The following is a 16180-nucleotide window of genomic DNA, read 5'->3' as shown; positions in this document are numbered from 1 at the left end:
CTTATCTCATCCCAGGTCTGTCAACGATGCAGGTTCGGATTCAGAATGGCATCCTCATACGGATACGGCGAATACATCTTGCTGTCATCCCACGTACCGCTCACCGGCACCTTCTCATTCCGCATCACCCCCGGAGCCACCTCAATCATCGGATTCTGCTTCCGGTACTCAAAATGATCCTTCAGCCGGTACATCCGGAACATATCCCTCGCCCTGCTGGCCAGTCCGCCCCAGTAATACCCGGCAATCTCCCAGCCATGCTCATTATAAGCCGCCTCCGCCAGTTTCTCCGGTGTCAGCTCCATCGAATACACATCCGACTTCTTGCCGTCCGCCCGGTTTCTCACCCGGTTCAGCACCTCCACCGCCTTGCTGGTCACCTGACCCGAGCGGCCCATCGCCTCCGCATACCAGCAGTACACCTGCGACAGACGGATCACCTGAATCGTCTTCTCTCCCGACGCATTCACCGGACTCGGATCCGTATAATCAAACTCAGTGCCCCGCACGGCACCCTCCACCGTCTTCATGAACACCGGAGCCACCACCTCCCTCGAAGCCGGTTCCGTATCATACCACCAGTCGTACAACTTGCCGTCGCTCAGCATGATCTTCGGGAAATACGTAGCCTCCTTTCTCGGTCCCTCCGGAAACTCCTTCCAGAACTTGATCTCACCGTTCGTATCACCCCATCCCACCTGCTTCATATCCTGCAGGATATCCGTCAGCGGCACCGACTGCGCCGTCTGGTCGCGGTTGTAGAAAATACCCAGCAACACCTCCGGGTTCTTGCTGCTGTACTCCCACGAATACACCTTCTTATACTCATCCAGCAACTTATAATAATACTCACCCTGGTCCGCCTTGTCAATCACCTCTTCCGCCTTCTGCGCCGCCAGCCGGTAATACTCAGCCCCCTTGTTCATCGGCCATCCCGCCATACACATATACACATACGCCATCGTCGCCTTCACGGCCCCCTCGCTCACCGCCAGGTTAAAGCCATCCCTGCCATACGGCTCCTTCTCATACAGCGCCGGACACCACTCCTCCGCCTTCTTCAGATCCTCCACAATCAGAGTGTAAATATCCTCCACCGACGACAGCGGCGCATTATAATCAATCTCCTCCTTCAGCGTCACCGGCACCGGTCCCCACGTAGTCACCAGATAAAAATACGAGAACGCCCTCCAGTAATACGCCTGTCCCAGCGTCGAATGAATCTCCTCCTCACTCGCCCCCGGAGTCTCCCCCGCATTATTAATGATAAAATTCGCCGCCTTGATCACCTTGAAACGCTGCTCCCACATGCTCGACAGCCACGAATTATTATCCGCCACACTAAACTGGTCGTGCTCCCTCAGCGGCTGCTTGTTGCTCGACGGATGCGTCGAAATATCATCCCCCGCCAGGAAATTCGTACCACAGAAATTATTGCTCGCCTGCGACGTCGCCACAATCGAATACAGCGCATTCAGCGACGCATCCAGCGCCGACTTATCCTTGAAATACCCCTTCGAAGGCAACTGCCCCTTCGGGTTCTCCTCCAGAAAATCACTGCACGATACCGTAGTGCACGCCATCAGCGCCACCCCCACCGACATCCATATATATTTACCAAAACCTTTCATAGTCTTCACACCTTTATCGATTTAAAAATTGATTTTCGCACCAAACGTAATAGTAAACGGCACCGGATACGCCCCGTAATCCAATCCGTCATATCCCGAGTACACCTCCGGATCCATACCCTTATACCGCGTCAGCGTCAGCACATCCTGCGCACTCACCGACAGCAGCACACTTCCGAACTTCGTCACCCGCTTCGGAATCCGGTACGACAGACTCACATTCTTCAGCTTCACGAACGACGCATCCTCCAGCCAGAAATCCGAATTCGCATAATACTTGTTGTCCGGATTCTTCAGACTCGGATACTTCGCCTGCGACTTGTCCGACACATAATCCCAGCCTTCGAAATACGCCTCCCTCAGCGTCACGAACCGCGAGTCACCCGTCATCGAAGCCGTCATGAACCGGCTCATGTTCAAGCGGTCGAGCCCCACTGCCGCATTGAAGAACACATTCAGCGACCAGTTGTTCCAGCTCAGCGAGTTGTTCCATCCGAACGTCCATTTCGGGCTCGCCTGCCCCTTGATCACCAAGTCCTCCGAAGTCGGCGACGTCGTCAGACTACCGTCCGCCTTCCGGTACAAGTTCGCACCCTTCTCATCAAAGCCCTGCCACTCATACACATAGAACGAACCCAACGGATACCCCGGCTTCATGATCTGCATCGGCCCCCCCAGGTTACTGTAGTTCGCCGTCAGCACAAAATCATTCCCGGCCAGGTCAAGCACCTCATTCTTCACATACGCCGCATTCAGCGTCGTCTCCCACGTCAGTGCCCCCTGCACCGGCGTCGCACTCACCGTCATCTCCACACCCGTATTATTCATCTTACCTTCATTCACCCAGATCGTACCCCCGCCATTATAGCGCGGCACCTGCTTCTGGAACAGCAAGTCCACCGTCTTCTTCTTGAACCAGTCGAACGTCAGGTTCACCCCCGCCACGTTCAAGTCCAGTCCCAGGTCATACTGATACGTCTTCTCCCACGTAATGTCCGGAGTCGGGAACTGATACCCCCAGTACCCCGTATACGCCGTCGACGTACCCCAGCCATAACTCGTAGACGTCAGCATCCCCAGCGTAGAGAAAGGCGCGATATTCTGATTACCGCTCACCCCGAAACTACCCCTCAGCTTCAGCTGCCGGATCACCTTCTGGTTCTTCATGAACTTCTCCCGTGCGATATCCCACGCCAGCGCCGCCGACGGGAAATACCCCCACTTATTCTTGCCCTGGAACTTCGACGAACCATCCGCACGCACCGCCGCCGTCAGGAAATACCGCTTGTCGAAATCATATCCCGCTCTCACGATACCCGACGCCATCGACGACTCCGTATACGAATTCGACGCATTTCTCACCGCCGCATTCGCCACATTCCAGTAGCCCACCGTCTCATTACTCAAGTTCGAGCCCGAAATCTGCATCACCGGATCCCACGCACGGCTCACTTCCCACACCGCCATGGCCGACACACTGTGCTTTCCGAACTCCCGCTGCCAGCTCAGGTTATTCGTATTCTGCCAGTAATTATGCAACGTGTTCGAGTTCGACATACTGTTGATTGCCCCCGGTCCCACCAGACTCGAGTTGAACGAATACGACGGCCGCTGCTCATAATCATATCCCCCCTGCACCGAGAACGTCAGTCCCTTGGCAATCTTGAACAAGAGCGACACATTCGCGCTCACATTATAACTATAACTGTCACTGTAATTCACCATCATCTCCCCGTACGGGCTCGTACCGTTCGCAATATTATACGGATCCTTGTTGTACACCCCCGTCTCCGGGTCCACCAGCTCCATCGTCGGCGAATAATTGATCGCATTCAGCCAGTTCGCCGCCCCATTATGCTGATGAATGATACTCGCATTCAGCTTGCCCGACACCGTCAGCCACGGCTTCACATCCGCATCCACATTCACCCTCAGACCATACCGCTTATAATCCGACATAATCGTCACCGCCTCCTGATCCATCACATTTCCCGATACCAGGTACCTCACCTTCTCCGTACCCCCCGAGATATCCAGCTTATAATCCTGCGTCAGCGCCGTCTGCGTAATCAGATCCATCCAGTCCAGTCCCTTCGTCCCGTTCCGGTACGCCTCCAGGTCAGCAGCCGAAATCGTATTCGCCCCACGCACATCATTCAGCGCCAGCGCATACTCATACGCATTCAGCAACTCATACTGCTTTCTCACCTTCGAGATACCCACCGACGCATCGAACGACACCACCGCCCGGCCCTGCGTACCCTGCTTCGTAGTGATGATAATCACCCCGTTCGAGCCACGCGAACCATAAATCGCCGTCGACGACGCATCCTTCAGCACCTCCATCGACTGAATATCCGCCGGATTCAAGCCATCCAGTCCGCTCGGCGAAATCATCCCGTCGATCACATACAGCGGATCATTGCTCGTATTGATAGACGTCGTACCCCTCACGCGCACCTTCATGCCGCCACCCGGCATACCACTCTGCGCCGTCACCTCCACACCGGCCGACCGTCCCTGCAGGATATTCTCCACCCGCTTCACCGGCTGATCCTTAAAGCGTGCCGTAGAGATAGCCGTCACCGACCCCGTCAGGTCGCTCTTCTTCACACTGCCATATCCCACCACGACTACCTCATCCAGCACCTTATTATCCTCCTTCAAGGTAATATCATATAAATTCCGTTTGAAAATCCTCACCTCCTGCGGCGTAAAGCCCATATACGAAACCACGATGACCGACCTCAGCGGCACCTCCAGCGAGAACTTACCGTCCATATCCGTCGTCGTTCCCGTCGTCTCCTCACCTTTCACTACCACCGTAGCCCCGATGATTGTTTCCCCACGCTCGTCCGTCACCACACCCGAAATCAGTTTCCGCTTTCCCGTTTCCGTCATCTCCACCGCACCGTCCGGTTCCAGCCGGTCCTCCAGTTGCGCACGCTGCGCCATCAGCACACCCGGCAACCCTCCAACCAGCACCGCTCCCAGGAGCAAAACCCGTCTTGTATTTACCGTATTTTTCATTGCATTAAATCATTTATAATTGTTCCAATGAAAAAACACCCGCAAAAAACATGCCCTTTGTACCCATTCCCCGCACAACCCACTAACCCACAGAAAACAAGACACTTACCCCACATGCGCCCCACCATTATCCACAGACACACCCCGCCCACTGTGTAAAAAATCCACACAAAAGGGAAGAATTCCACACCCGCACACCCCCGGCCCGCAGGAAATTCCCACATTTTTCCTACATTTGCATCCGGACACTCCCCCGCGGAGCCCACTCAAAAAAAACAAAAACAACCGGAAAAATAACCAAAAGACAAGCCCTATGACCGACAAGCAACAACTCCGCCGCTACATCGCCCAGGAAAAGAAAAAACACAGTTCCGAAACCCTCGACCAGCTCTCCGACCGACTCCTGCAGCAACTCGAGCAACACCCCCGTTTCCGTGCCGCCCGCACCCTGCTGCTCTACCACTCCCTCCCCGACGAAGTGCGCACCCACACCTTCATCGAACGCTGGAGCCGTGAAAAACACCTCATACTCCCCGCGGTACTCCCCGACAACACCCTCGAACTCCGCCACTACACCGGTCCGCACGACCTCCGTACCGGCGCCTACGGCATCAGCGAACCCGTCGGCCAACTCCTTGCCGACTACCGCAGCATCGACCTCGCCCTCATTCCCGGCGTCGCCTTCGACAGCCATCACAACCGCCTCGGCCGCGGCAAAGGCTATTACGACCGCCTCCTGCCCCAGCTTCCCGCCTACAAAATCGGACTCTGCTTCCACTTCCAGCTCCTCGACGGCCCCCTGCCTACCGAGCCCACCGACATCCCTATGGACGAAATCCTCACCGACCAGGGCACCTTCTGAGCCTAGCGGAACTCAATATCCACAATCACCTGCGCCCCCACCCGGTCGTTCAGGCTCTTCACCAGCTGCTTGCGGTACATCATCAGCTCCTGCCTCAGTACCGACGACGCCAGCTGCACACACAACGTCTGGTTGCGGATAAACAGATTCAGCGTATAGCGCGCCACCGCCGGGCCCACCACATCCTTCCACGCATCCACCAGCCTGTACTCATTCAGCGGCGCCTCCAGCCGTTCCTGCCTCAGGAACTGCCTCACCACGTCCGCCAGCAACTCCGTATTCCCCCGCTTCATACCTCATCCTCCGTCCGGCTACGCTCCGCCACCACACCGTTCTCCACTACAAACACCCGGTGCTCCCCGTTCACCTTCTCCAGAATCCTGTCCAGATGATCCCGGTTCGTATCCGTAATAAAAATCTGCCCGAAACTGTCGCCCGACACCAGCTTCACAATCTGCTCCACCCGTCCCGCGTCCAGTTTGTCGAAAATATCATCCAGCAACACCAGCGGCGTCGTCCGGCTTCCCGTCCGTTTCAGAAACTCAAACTGCGCCAGCTTCAGCGCAATCAGGAACGTCTTGTTCTGCCCCTGCGAGCCCTCCCTCTTGATCGGGAAATCCCCCAGCTGCATCACCAGATCATCCTTATGCACCCCCTTCGTCGTATACCCCAGAATCCGGTCCTTCTGCCTCGACTCCCTCAGCAGCCCCAGCAAGTCGCCCTGCTGCAGATGACTCTCATACGCCAGACTCACCCTCTCCCTGTCCTGCGAGATATACGAATAATACGACTGAAACACCGGAATAAACTCATCGATAAACTCCTTGCGCTTGCGGAACACCTTCTCCCCTTCGGCCGCCATCATCTCCTCCCACACATTCATCAGTTCCTCCTCCGGCTCCATGTCCGCCTTGAGCAACGTATTCCGCTGCATCAGCGCCTTGTTATACCTGATCAGCGCCTCCAGATACTCCCTGTCGAACTGCGAGATCACCACATCCACAAACCGCCGTCTCTCCTCACTGCCCCCCGCAATCAGCCACGAGTCCGCCGGCGACACCATCACCAGCGGAATCAGTCCGATATGGTCCGACAGCCTCGGATACTCCTTCCGGTTGCGCTTGAACTGCTTCTTCTGCCTCCTCTTCAGTCCGCAGTACACCTCCTCCGGTTCCCCCGCATCCGTCTCATAACCCCCCTGCACCATGAAGAACTCCTCCCCATGCAGGATATTCTGCGAGTCCACCGCGTTCACCGCACTCTTGCAGAACGACAAATAATACACCGCATCCAGCAAATTCGTCTTTCCCATTCCGTTTTTGCCGATCACACAGTTCAGTTTCGGCGAAAACTCCAGTTCCGCCTGCGCCAGATTCTTATAATTCAATATGGATATCCGTTTCAGCCACATGACAAATCAATTCAGTTCAAAAAAGTGAAGCAAAAATACAAATAAAGCCCGAACCCAAAAAAAACTTCTCTCAAATTTCATTTATACATATAAATAAATTACTTTTGCTGACCGAAATCAACCAAAGCGGAAAATAATAATAAAATCTATAAATAAAATGACAGAACAAAAGCACACTCAAGATCCGTTGGATGTAGAAGGAGCGCTTACCAGCTCTGAAACATTCCTTCTCAAGAACAAAGGCCTTCTGGCCGGTATTGTAGTAGCCATCGTAGTAATCGTCCTCGCCGTGCTGGGCTACAAGCACTTCATCAGCGAGCCCAACGAACTCGAAGCCTCGGAAGCCCTGTTCAAAGGCGAACACTACTTCACTTCCGACAACTACGAAACCGCCCTTAACGGCGACAGTCTCGGATACGCAGGCTTCATCAAGATAGCCGACGAATACAGCGGCACCGATGCCGGTAACCTGGCCAACGCCTACGCCGGAATCAGCTACGCACAGCTTGGCAAGTACGAAGAAGCAGCCAAATACCTCGACCGTTTCAGCGCCGACGACTACATGGTAGCTCCCGCTATCCTCGGAACCCTCGGCAACTGCTACGCCCAGATGGGACAGCTCGACAAGGCAGCCGCAACCCTTCTGAAAGCCGCACAGAAAGCCGACAGTCCTTCACTCAGTCCGATTTACCTCCGTCAGGCAGGCGAAATCTTCGAAAAACTGGGCAAGAACGCCGAAGCCCTGAATGCCTACAAGCAGATCAAGAACAAGTACGGCAACTCTTTCCAGGCTATGGACATCGACAAGTACATTGACCGCGCGTCTATCAAATAACAACTGAACAGAGAAACTGAAAAACGGAGAATCCCGGCGGCACGTCCTCCAGCGGTTCTCCGTTTTTTAATTATATTCCCCGGCCCCGGCCGGCATATTAACCCCAAAACAAAAGACAAGATTATGGCAACAGCTTATCACAACCTTTCCGACTACGACTTCAACTCCGTACCCGATGCCTCACACCTTCGTTTCGGCATCATCGTATCCGAGTGGAACAGTAACATCACCGGAGCCCTTCTCGAAGGCGCAGTCCACACCCTGAAGAAACACGGAGCCAAAGAAGAGAACATCCGCGTACAGACCGTACCCGGCAGTTTCGAACTCACCTACGGCGCCGCCCTGATGATGAAAAGCCACAAAGTAGACGCCATCATCGCCCTCGGCTGCGTAGTACGCGGCGACACCCCCCATTTCGACTACGTCTGCGCCGGCACCACCCAGGGTCTGACCCAGCTCAACGCAATGGGCGAAATCCCAGTCATTTACGGTCTCATCACCACCAATGACATGCAGCAGGCCGAAGATCGCGCCGGCGGAAAGCTTGGCAACAAAGGCGACGAATGCGCCGTTGCCGCAATAAAAATGTGCAATTTTTCAAAGGAATTATTTGCAGAATAAAAAAAAAGCACTACCTTTGCATCGCAATTGAGAAAAACACCTCACCAGAGGAAAATCAATAGCGAAAGGGCAAGTACCAGAGTGGCCAAATGGGGCAGACTGTAAATCTGCTGGCTTATGCCTTCGGTGGTTCGAATCCATCCTTGCCCACTAAAAATTGCGGAAGTAGCTCAGTTGATAGAGCATTAGCCTTCCAAGCTGAGGGTCGCGGGTTTGAGCCCCGTCTTCCGCTCTTTTTTGAAGAGTTCTTTATAAGTAATGTCTTAGTGGGGCAAATACCAGAGTGGCCAAATGGGGCAGACTGTAAATCTGCTGGCTTACGCCTTCGGTGGTTCGAATCCATCTTTGCCCACTAAATTGCGGAAGTAGCTCAGTTGATAGAGCATTAGCCTTCCAAGCTGAGGGTCGCGGGTTTGAGCCCCGTCTTCCGCTCTTTTTCCTAGACATTACTTATCAACTTTTCAGGGGCAAATACCAGAGTGGCCAAATGGGGCAGACTGTAAATCTGCTGGCTTACGCCTTCGGTGGTTCGAATCCATCTTTGCCCACTAAATTTGCGGAAGTAGCTCAGTTGATAGAGCATTAGCCTTCCAAGCTGAGGGTCGCGGGTTTGAGCCCCGTCTTCCGCTCTTTACAAAAAAGACCGTACGGAATCCGCACGGTCTTTTTTTATACACCTGTTTCAGCCCCTCTTCGGCGGCCACCCCTCGGGCAGCCACTCCGGCACCTCCTTCGCCACGTCAAAGCACGGGCACACCTTCATCCACTCCTGCGGTTCCACCACCCCGTTCCCGTTCAAGTCCGGGCTCAGGTCACGGTGTCCCACCACCTTCCGGATTCCGAAATCAGCCGCCAGCACCCGTATCAGCACCCGCAACGAATGTTTCTGAGCCTCGGTCCGCGTATCCGCATTTCTTCCATTCTCATCCAGGCCCCCTTCGTAGCACACCCCGATACTGTGAGCGTTGAATCCCCTGGCATGCGCTCCCACCTTCTCCACCGGCCTCATCGAACAGATCAGACCGTCGCGGCGGATATAATAATGGTAGCCACACCCGTCGAAACCCCTCCTCCGGTGCATCCCGTCCAGTTCCTCCGGCGAAAGCCTCACCTGCGGCGGAGTAGCCGAACAGTGAATCACAATCAAATCAACCTTCCTCATGTCTCCCACCCCTCTTCCTACCCGAAAGCAGGCAGAATAAACACTTCAGCAGCGCCAGCAACACGCCTCTCACCTTCTCTTTCATACACTTTCCTCCACACAATTAAAGTTACACATCACGACCACACACGCATACGAGATTAATCACCCATTTCCTCCGAGCGCTCACCCGCACCAGGACCTTCCGTTACGGCCGGCCCCTCCGTAACCACACGGCCTTCCGTCACCGCCGGCTGTTCTGCAGCCTCCTTTCCGTCCATCTTCGGACCCAGTTCCGCCAGATCCTTTCTCTTCGGCACACGCATGAATCCCAGCTTCTGCAACGCATTTCTCAGTTCCGCACCCGGACGGAAATTAATGTGCGCCTTGCTGATAAGCCCCGTATGGAAGCCCTTCACCGTCTCACTGCCCTTACCTTTCAGGCCCACCTGGAACGCACCCAGTTCACCCAGGCGCACCACCTCGCCCTGAGCCAGGCCGTCACACATCACATCCACCAGCGCCGTGAGCACCGCCAGCGTATCCGTACGCGTCACCGTACACATCTTCTGAATACGGTCCGCCATTTCGCGGATACCCATCACACCACGCGCCTGAGCCTGCGCATAATACCGGATTTTTCTTTCCTTTTCCGCCGGATTAAATCTAGGAACTACAGAATAAGCGACCAATTTTTCCATAATGATAAAAATTTAAAAGGTTAAACAAAAAAATTAAGGTTAACAAAAAATTGAGTAAACACTCCACAACACGTTGAAAGCTTTCCGTTTGTTTCGTAGTACAAAGATAAGAAGGCCGGATCCGTCCAATGTCCTCCATTGTCCTCATCCGACCTTCACTGTCCCGATAAAACCCAAAAAAATTCATTTACGGCTCACCCAGCCCCTCGATAATCACCATCACCTCCCTTTTCGTAAAAAACTTCCGGTTCTTCCGGTACCCCATCTCCTCGAACTTCTCCACGATATACGGACACTGCTGAATCCAGCGGTACAGACTCCTCCGCGCCACCTTCGGGTGCACATGCGGAAAATACCTCGCCGCCAGCTCCGCCTTCGAATACATCCTCACTTCAAACTTCTGATCCATTTCCTGCTCCCCATTCAGAGAGCCCCTCTTATTAAAACCGTTTAATCCCATAATCCACATTTTTGCCTGTAATACTATATAATAAGGTAAACATCACAACTCCTCCTTTCCGTTCACGGCCACCCGCTCAAACCGCGTATGCGCCAGACTCTTCTTCAGCAACCCCGCCGGCCGGAACAACACCCTCAGCCGCCGGATCCTTCCCGCCGTAAAATCCCCGGGCCGTTCCACCCCCTCACTGCAGATACCCGCCTGCAGCGAGCCGATGCCGCCCAGCCTCACAATCTCACCGTTGCACAACCCCTGGCACACCTCATCCTCCAGCGCCGCCAGCACCCCGATAATATCCGAGCGCGTCAGCGTACAGTTCCGGCTGATCCGTTCCGCCATCTCCTCCAGTCCCAGTTCACCCCTGGCCCTGGACTGCGCATAATACAATCTCTGTCCGTCTTCCTTACCCGGAAGCACCTTGGGCACCAGCGTGTATGTCACCGCCGGTCCCTCATTTTTTCGATTCTTAAAATCCATTTGATTAACAAGTTAGGTTATAAAAAAAGAGGAAGGGACCGAACCACCCCCGCCCCGAATTTGTTATACACATATCCGCGGCAGTAAACCGGCCATCCAACCACCGGTAGGTTTCAGTTCCCCTCCTCATTACCTGTAGAGGCAAAATTATTGAAAACACACATACCCCGTTCTGCATTAAAATGCAGAAAATATAATTTTTACCAAAAACTAACCGGCACTTCAGTGCCACTTAACAACTTACTACTATGAATACAAAAAAAAATGCCCGGTCACACGCATTGACCGCATCGTACTGAGTGAAGCAGAAATGTACTATCTTTGCGACCAGCTGCACCAGCTTTTAGGAGAGATGTACCGCATCGGCCAGATCAGCCTCAACGAAGTCATGGAATCTACCAACCTTTGGGAGCACACCGTCTACGGTCATAAAAAGAAAAACATGACCCTCAAGACCCTCTGTAAACTCTGGTACGCCGCCCTCCAGGGCTGCCGTCTCCAGTCCTCCCTGAAAGACCTTCCCCCGCTGATCCTCGAGAGCTGCCGCCAGCGCAAAAACCTGGTCGTCTACCTCCACCCGTCCGACGAGCCCCTGCCCGACGGACACATCCTCATTCTGAGTCCTAAGAAATAGCCCCTTCACGGCCGCGAAGAAAATTTCCTTACGCGCCGCCTGAAGAAACGTAAAAGCCCGCGATGTTTTTCGAAAACATCGCGGGCTTTTTTTAAGACCTCCCCAGCCTTTTCCCCACGCATAACGATGCGTTCCCACACCCTTCCCTATCCGTCTCCCCACCCGCCATTACGATTTTTCCATCTTTCATATTATTACCATCTCCCAAAAATCACTGTTACATTTCATGAAATAAAAGTGTCACATCTTTCTATTTCTAAGTTCAAAGATGTGAAGATTTGTTAATAAGATGATTAAAACTCACACATATATAACAATTTTCATAAAAAGATTGTTACTTTTGTGACGAATGATTGTATGTCCGTGCGGCTGTGGGATACTCATTCCTAGACGGAAGCACACCATACCGGTCACTCATCTTATCGGATAATTATCTGATTCCCAGTAAGATGAATACACTGGGGACGAGAGAGAAATATATCCAATAACAAAAGCCATACTATTTAATATAAAAAGCAAGGAAAATAATAAAATATTTTTACATAAAGACTGCCGGCAGAACGCTGGCGAAACCTAACTATTTAAGTTTTTAAACAGGTTAATCCAGACAATTTTTTAAATGACTATCGCAACTGATTTCGACGGAACCATTGTAGAACACCGGTATCCGGCTATCGGAAAGGAAATTCCTTTCGCCATCGAAACCTTAAAGCGCTTGCAGGAAGAGCGTCATCGCCTTATCCTGTGGACAGTACGTGAAGGCAAGCTGCTGGACGAAGCAGTAGCCTTTTGCCGCGAGCGCGGATTGGAGTTTTACGCCATCAACCGTGACTACCCCGAAGAGGAGGCCGCCAGGAACAATCACTTCTCACGCAAACTTAAAGCCGACCTTTTTATTGACGACCGCAATTTAGGCGGCCTGCCCGACTGGGGCACCATTTACGAAATGGTCACCCGGAAAATGAGCTATCAGGACCTCATGGAGCAGCAATACGGTGAAGAATACCCTTCCGAACGGAAGAAAGGCTTCTTTGCCCGCCTGTTCGGCTCTAAATAATACCCATTTCATGAAATAAAAAAATTAACCATTTATATGAAAATCAGAAATTTATTTGTTATCTGTAGCTTGTCACTTGCCGTGGCGAGCTGTACTTCGTACAAAAAAGTACCTTACTTGCAGGACCCGGAAACCGTAAACAATTACGGTAAGGAAATTCCTTTGTATGATGCCAAGATTATGCCTAAGGATTTGTTGAGTATTACAGTGAATACTACAGATCCGGCAGCTGCTGCGCCATTTAACCTTTCTGTACAAACTGCATTAAACGCAGCATCAGACAATATATATACAACTACTCAACCAAGTTTACAACAATATTTGGTAAACAATCAGGGAGAAATTGATTTTCCAGTTATCGGACGTATCAAGGTGGGAGGAATGACCAAGAACGAAGCCGAAGATATGATTCAGGAAAAACTGATGCCTTATCTGAAAGAAACTCCGATTGTAACCGTACGCCTTTCCAATTATAAAATTGCAGTTTTAGGGGAAGTAGCCCGTCCTGGCAGTTTTACAGTCACAAATGAAAAAGTAAACGTGTTGGAAGCCCTTGCTATGGCAGGCGATATGACCGTTTATGGCCTCCGTGATAATGTAAAATTAATTCGTGAGGATGCGAATGGAAAACGTGAAATTATCGAAATGGACCTCACTCGTAGTGATTTAGTTCTTTCTCCTTATTTTTACTTAAAACAAAATGATATTATCTATGTTACTCCTAATAAAACTAAAGCACGAAATTCAGACATCGGTAATGCTACTACTATAGCTATTTCAGCGACTTCCATATTGGTATCACTCGCGAGTCTTTTAGTTACTGTATTCAAATAATCAGTTATAATCATCTAATTTTGGAAATCAATATGATTGAAAATAATCAGATAAATACATCAAACATAGAAGAACAGGAAGAAAATATTAATCTGCGTACTCTCCTAATGAAATACCTAGTTTATTGGCCTTGGTTTATTGCCAGTGTCATTATCTGCTTAGGAGTAGCCTTCCTTTACCTGCGCTTTCAGACTCCAGTTTACAATAGCACAGCTGCTGTTCTAATTAAAGAAACTGACCCGCGCAGTAAAGCCATGACTCAAGCTAATGGAGCTGTTGCAGCCCTACAGGACATTGGGGGGTTTTCAATGACTAGTAACTTCGATAACGAAGTGGAAATCTTAAAGTCACGCACCCTTATTAAAAAAGTAGTGAGCGAATTAGGTCTATATATTCAGCACAGTAAGGATCAAACCTTTGGATATGACATTCCTTTGTATCATAATACTCCAGTAAAAGTACATATAACCCCTGAAGAAGCAGAGAAATTACAAGGAGGAGCCAAATTGAATATGACTTATAGCCCAGAGGGCAAATTAAACTTAACTGCTAAATACACATTAAAAGGTGAAGTAGCAGAAACCTCTGCTAGTTTTGATAGTCTCCCAGCTGTTCTTCCTACACCAGTAGGTGTATTCAGTTTTACCCGTAATGATTCTGCAAGAATAGAAAAAACAATTAAATTAAATGCATGGATAGCATCACCTACAGTAGTAGCACAAAACTATGCAACTAATTTAACAGTAACTCCTAGTTCTAAAACTACAACTATTGCTAAAATTAGCGTAAAAAACACCCATAAACAGCGAGCTGTCGATTTTATAAATCGTTTGGTAGCAGACTACAATCAAGACGCCAATGACGAAAAAAACGAAGTTGCAGAGAAAACAGCTGAATTTATCGAAGAACGTATTGGTATCATTAATACTGAATTGGGAGCAGCCGAAAACCAATTAGCAACTTTTAAACAACAAGCAGGCCTAACTGACTTAAGTAGTGATGCACAACTTGCTTTACAAGAAAGTTCCAAATACGAGCAGCTTCGCGTAGAAAATGCTACTCAAATTCAGCTCGTGGAATTTTTGAAAGCATATATCAATCAAGAAGAAAATGCCAATGAAGTTCTTCCTGCAAATGTCGGCTTAAAAGATCAAAATCTAAGTACAGTCATCGAACAGTACAATGCCATGATCATTGAACGTAAACGTCTACTTCGTACTTCCTCTGAAAGCAATCCTACAATAATTAACATGAATACAGGCATTGAGGCTATGCGTCGTAGCGTTCAGACCACAGTAGAAAGTGTACTGAAAGGACTTTATATAACTAAAGCTGATATTGACAAGCAAACTAGTAAATTCGAGGCTCGAATCAATAAAGCTCCACAGCAAGAAAAAGAATTTCTAACTATTGCACGTCAACAAGAAATTAAAGCAGCCCTTTACACCATGCTGTTACAAAAGCGTGAAGAAAATGCAATTACATTGGCATCTACAGCTACTAATGGACGTATCATAGAAGAAGCTCTTGCAGCAACGGCACCAATAGCCCCCAAAAAAATGATGCTTGTTCTTGCAGCTTTAGTCATTGGCATCGGACTCCCTATAGGTTTAATTTTTATACGTGATTTATTAAAATATAAAATAGAAAACCGAGAAGACATACAGAAAATAACTCAAGCCCCTATTATTGGAGAACTACCTCGCTGCGATGTTAGAACTAATGGTTCTATCGTTATTCAAGAAAACAAAAATAATATGATGGAGGAGTGCTTCCGCAGTTTACGTACCAACCTTCTTTTTATGTTAGAAAAGGGACAACAGGTTATTCTTTTTTCTTCAACTCAACCTGGAGAAGGGAAATCCTTTGTAGCAGGAAACACTGCTGCCTCACTAGCATTTCTAGGTAAAAAAGTATTGATTATGGGTATGGATATCCGAAAACCCGGTCTAAATAAAGTTTTCCGTTTATCTAATCGAGCTGTAGGAATCACTAATTATCTTAGTGACCCAGAACATACCAACTTACTTAATACAATACAGCATTCGGATATTAGCCCCAATCTTGATATTCTTCCTGGCGGTCCGGTTCCACCTAACCCAACTGAGTTGGTTGCACGAGAACATTTAGACCATGCCATTGAAGAACTAAAAAAGCATTACGATTATATCATACTGGATACAGCTCCTATAGCAATGATTGCTGATACTGCGATCATTGGTCGTGTTGCTGATATGTGTGTGTACGTATGCCGCGCAGATGTTACTCCAAAAGATGGATTTGAATATATCAACATATTACAAAGAGAAAAGAAATTAAAAAAAATAGCCACCGTAATCAATGACATTGATATGAGTAAACGCAAGCATAGTTACGGATACGGATATGGAAGAAGATACGGATATGGATATGGATACGGATATGAAACAGACCAAAAGAATAAATAATCTCTAAACCATTTACCGTTGACACAAAAACGCATTCAA

Annotated in this window: 14 protein-coding genes, 6 tRNA genes and 1 pseudogene; 13 read left to right on the top strand and 8 right to left on the bottom strand. The window is 50.0% G+C overall.

Translation table 11 applies throughout. The annotated features are described in order from the left end of the window. Window positions 1-20 precede the first annotated feature (20 nt). Window positions 21-1631, bottom strand: coding sequence for a RagB/SusD family nutrient uptake outer membrane protein (locus H3001_RS04910; protein WP_181214254.1), 1611 nt, complete (start codon window positions 1629-1631; stop codon window positions 21-23). A 21-nt stretch (window positions 1632-1652) separates the two neighbouring features. Then, on the bottom strand, window positions 1653-4532 hold the full coding sequence (locus tag H3001_RS04905; RefSeq protein WP_394367792.1) for a SusC/RagA family TonB-linked outer membrane protein: 2880 nt from the start codon (window positions 4530-4532) through the stop codon (window positions 1653-1655). A gap of 442 nt (window positions 4533-4974) precedes the next feature. Between H3001_RS04905 and H3001_RS04900 the strand changes: the two genes are divergently transcribed. Then, complete coding sequence (locus H3001_RS04900) at window positions 4975-5523, top strand: 5-formyltetrahydrofolate cyclo-ligase (protein ID WP_181214233.1); 549 nt, start codon at window positions 4975-4977, stop codon at window positions 5521-5523. Between the two features lie 2 nt (window positions 5524-5525). Here H3001_RS04900 and H3001_RS04895 read toward each other — a convergent pair whose 3' ends face one another. Both H3001_RS04895 and recF read right to left on the bottom strand, forming a co-directional pair. Beyond that, complete coding sequence (locus H3001_RS04895; RefSeq protein WP_181214232.1) at window positions 5526-5816, bottom strand: DUF721 domain-containing protein; 291 nt, start codon at window positions 5814-5816, stop codon at window positions 5526-5528. Then, complete coding sequence (gene recF, locus H3001_RS04890; RefSeq protein WP_181214231.1) at window positions 5813-6934, bottom strand: DNA replication/repair protein RecF; 1122 nt, start codon at window positions 6932-6934, stop codon at window positions 5813-5815. Before recF ends, H3001_RS04895 begins: the two co-directional genes overlap by 4 nt. A gap of 157 nt (window positions 6935-7091) precedes the next feature. On the opposite strand from recF, the gene H3001_RS04885 reads away from it, so the two are divergent. The 8 genes from H3001_RS04885 to H3001_RS04850 all read left to right on the top strand — a co-directional run bounded on the left by H3001_RS04885 (window position 7092) and on the right by H3001_RS04850 (window position 9019). Next, on the top strand, window positions 7092-7769 hold the full coding sequence (locus H3001_RS04885) for a tetratricopeptide repeat protein (protein ID WP_181214230.1): 678 nt from the start codon (window positions 7092-7094) through the stop codon (window positions 7767-7769). A gap of 123 nt (window positions 7770-7892) precedes the next feature. After that, window positions 7893-8390, top strand: a complete 498-nt coding sequence (gene ribH, locus H3001_RS04880) for a 6,7-dimethyl-8-ribityllumazine synthase (RefSeq protein ID WP_181214229.1) — start codon at window positions 7893-7895, stop codon at window positions 8388-8390. A gap of 67 nt (window positions 8391-8457) precedes the next feature. Then, window positions 8458-8540 (top strand) — tRNA-Tyr (locus H3001_RS04875). 9 nt (window positions 8541-8549) lie between these two features. Next, a tRNA-Gly gene (locus H3001_RS04870) sits at window positions 8550-8622 on the top strand. A gap of 37 nt (window positions 8623-8659) precedes the next feature. After that, window positions 8660-8742 (top strand) — tRNA-Tyr (locus tag H3001_RS04865). A 7-nt stretch (window positions 8743-8749) separates the two neighbouring features. Next, window positions 8750-8822: transfer RNA gene (locus tag H3001_RS04860), tRNA-Gly, on the top strand. A 33-nt stretch (window positions 8823-8855) separates the two neighbouring features. Further along, window positions 8856-8938 (top strand) — tRNA-Tyr (locus H3001_RS04855). 8 nt (window positions 8939-8946) lie between these two features. After that, window positions 8947-9019, top strand: a tRNA-Gly gene (locus tag H3001_RS04850). Between the two features lie 53 nt (window positions 9020-9072). Here the strand turns inward: H3001_RS04850 and H3001_RS04845 are convergent. From H3001_RS04845 to H3001_RS04830, 4 genes and pseudogenes are all read right to left on the bottom strand, one after another. After that, window positions 9073-9552 carry an N-acetylmuramoyl-L-alanine amidase gene (locus tag H3001_RS04845; RefSeq protein WP_181214228.1) on the bottom strand — a complete coding sequence of 160 codons (480 nt, stop codon included), beginning with the start codon at window positions 9550-9552 and terminating at the stop codon, window positions 9073-9075. Window positions 9553-9803: 251 nt separating this feature from the next. Further along, a pseudogene (locus H3001_RS04840) lies at window positions 9804-10232 on the bottom strand (HU family DNA-binding protein); the annotation flags it as partial. Window positions 10233-10419: 187 nt separating this feature from the next. Beyond that, entirely contained in the window at window positions 10420-10692 is a 273-nt protein-coding gene (locus tag H3001_RS04835) for a DUF4248 domain-containing protein (RefSeq protein ID WP_246368484.1), read from the bottom strand. Between the two features lie 42 nt (window positions 10693-10734). Further along, complete coding sequence (locus tag H3001_RS04830) at window positions 10735-11169, bottom strand: HU family DNA-binding protein (RefSeq protein ID WP_181214226.1); 435 nt, start codon at window positions 11167-11169, stop codon at window positions 10735-10737. A 310-nt stretch (window positions 11170-11479) separates the two neighbouring features. Here H3001_RS04830 and H3001_RS04825 point away from each other — a divergent pair, with 310 nt between their 5' ends. From H3001_RS04825 to H3001_RS04810, 4 genes are all read left to right on the top strand, one after another. Next, a complete protein-coding gene (locus H3001_RS04825) occupies window positions 11480-11803 on the top strand; it encodes a hypothetical protein (RefSeq protein WP_181214225.1) in 324 nt (107 codons plus the stop codon). A 619-nt stretch (window positions 11804-12422) separates the two neighbouring features. Beyond that, window positions 12423-12860 carry a BT0820 family HAD-type phosphatase gene (locus H3001_RS04820; protein ID WP_181214224.1) on the top strand — a complete coding sequence of 146 codons (438 nt, stop codon included), beginning with the start codon at window positions 12423-12425 and terminating at the stop codon, window positions 12858-12860. Window positions 12861-12896: 36 nt separating this feature from the next. Further along, window positions 12897-13694: a polysaccharide biosynthesis/export family protein gene (locus H3001_RS04815; protein WP_181214223.1), complete on the top strand. Its 798-nt coding sequence runs from the start codon at window positions 12897-12899 to the stop codon at window positions 13692-13694. Window positions 13695-13726: 32 nt separating this feature from the next. Then, the gene (locus H3001_RS04810) at window positions 13727-16141 is read left to right on the top strand and encodes a GumC family protein (RefSeq protein ID WP_181214252.1); all 2415 of its coding nucleotides are present in this window, start codon (window positions 13727-13729) and stop codon (window positions 16139-16141) included. The last annotated feature ends 39 nt before the right edge of the window (window positions 16142-16180 follow it).

This window comes from Phocaeicola faecicola, assembly GCF_013618865.1.
Taxonomy (GTDB): Bacteria; Bacteroidota; Bacteroidia; order Bacteroidales; family Bacteroidaceae; genus Phocaeicola; species Phocaeicola faecicola.
Note: the sequence above shows the minus strand (reverse complement) of the source record. Positions and strands in the feature narration are given on the sequence as shown.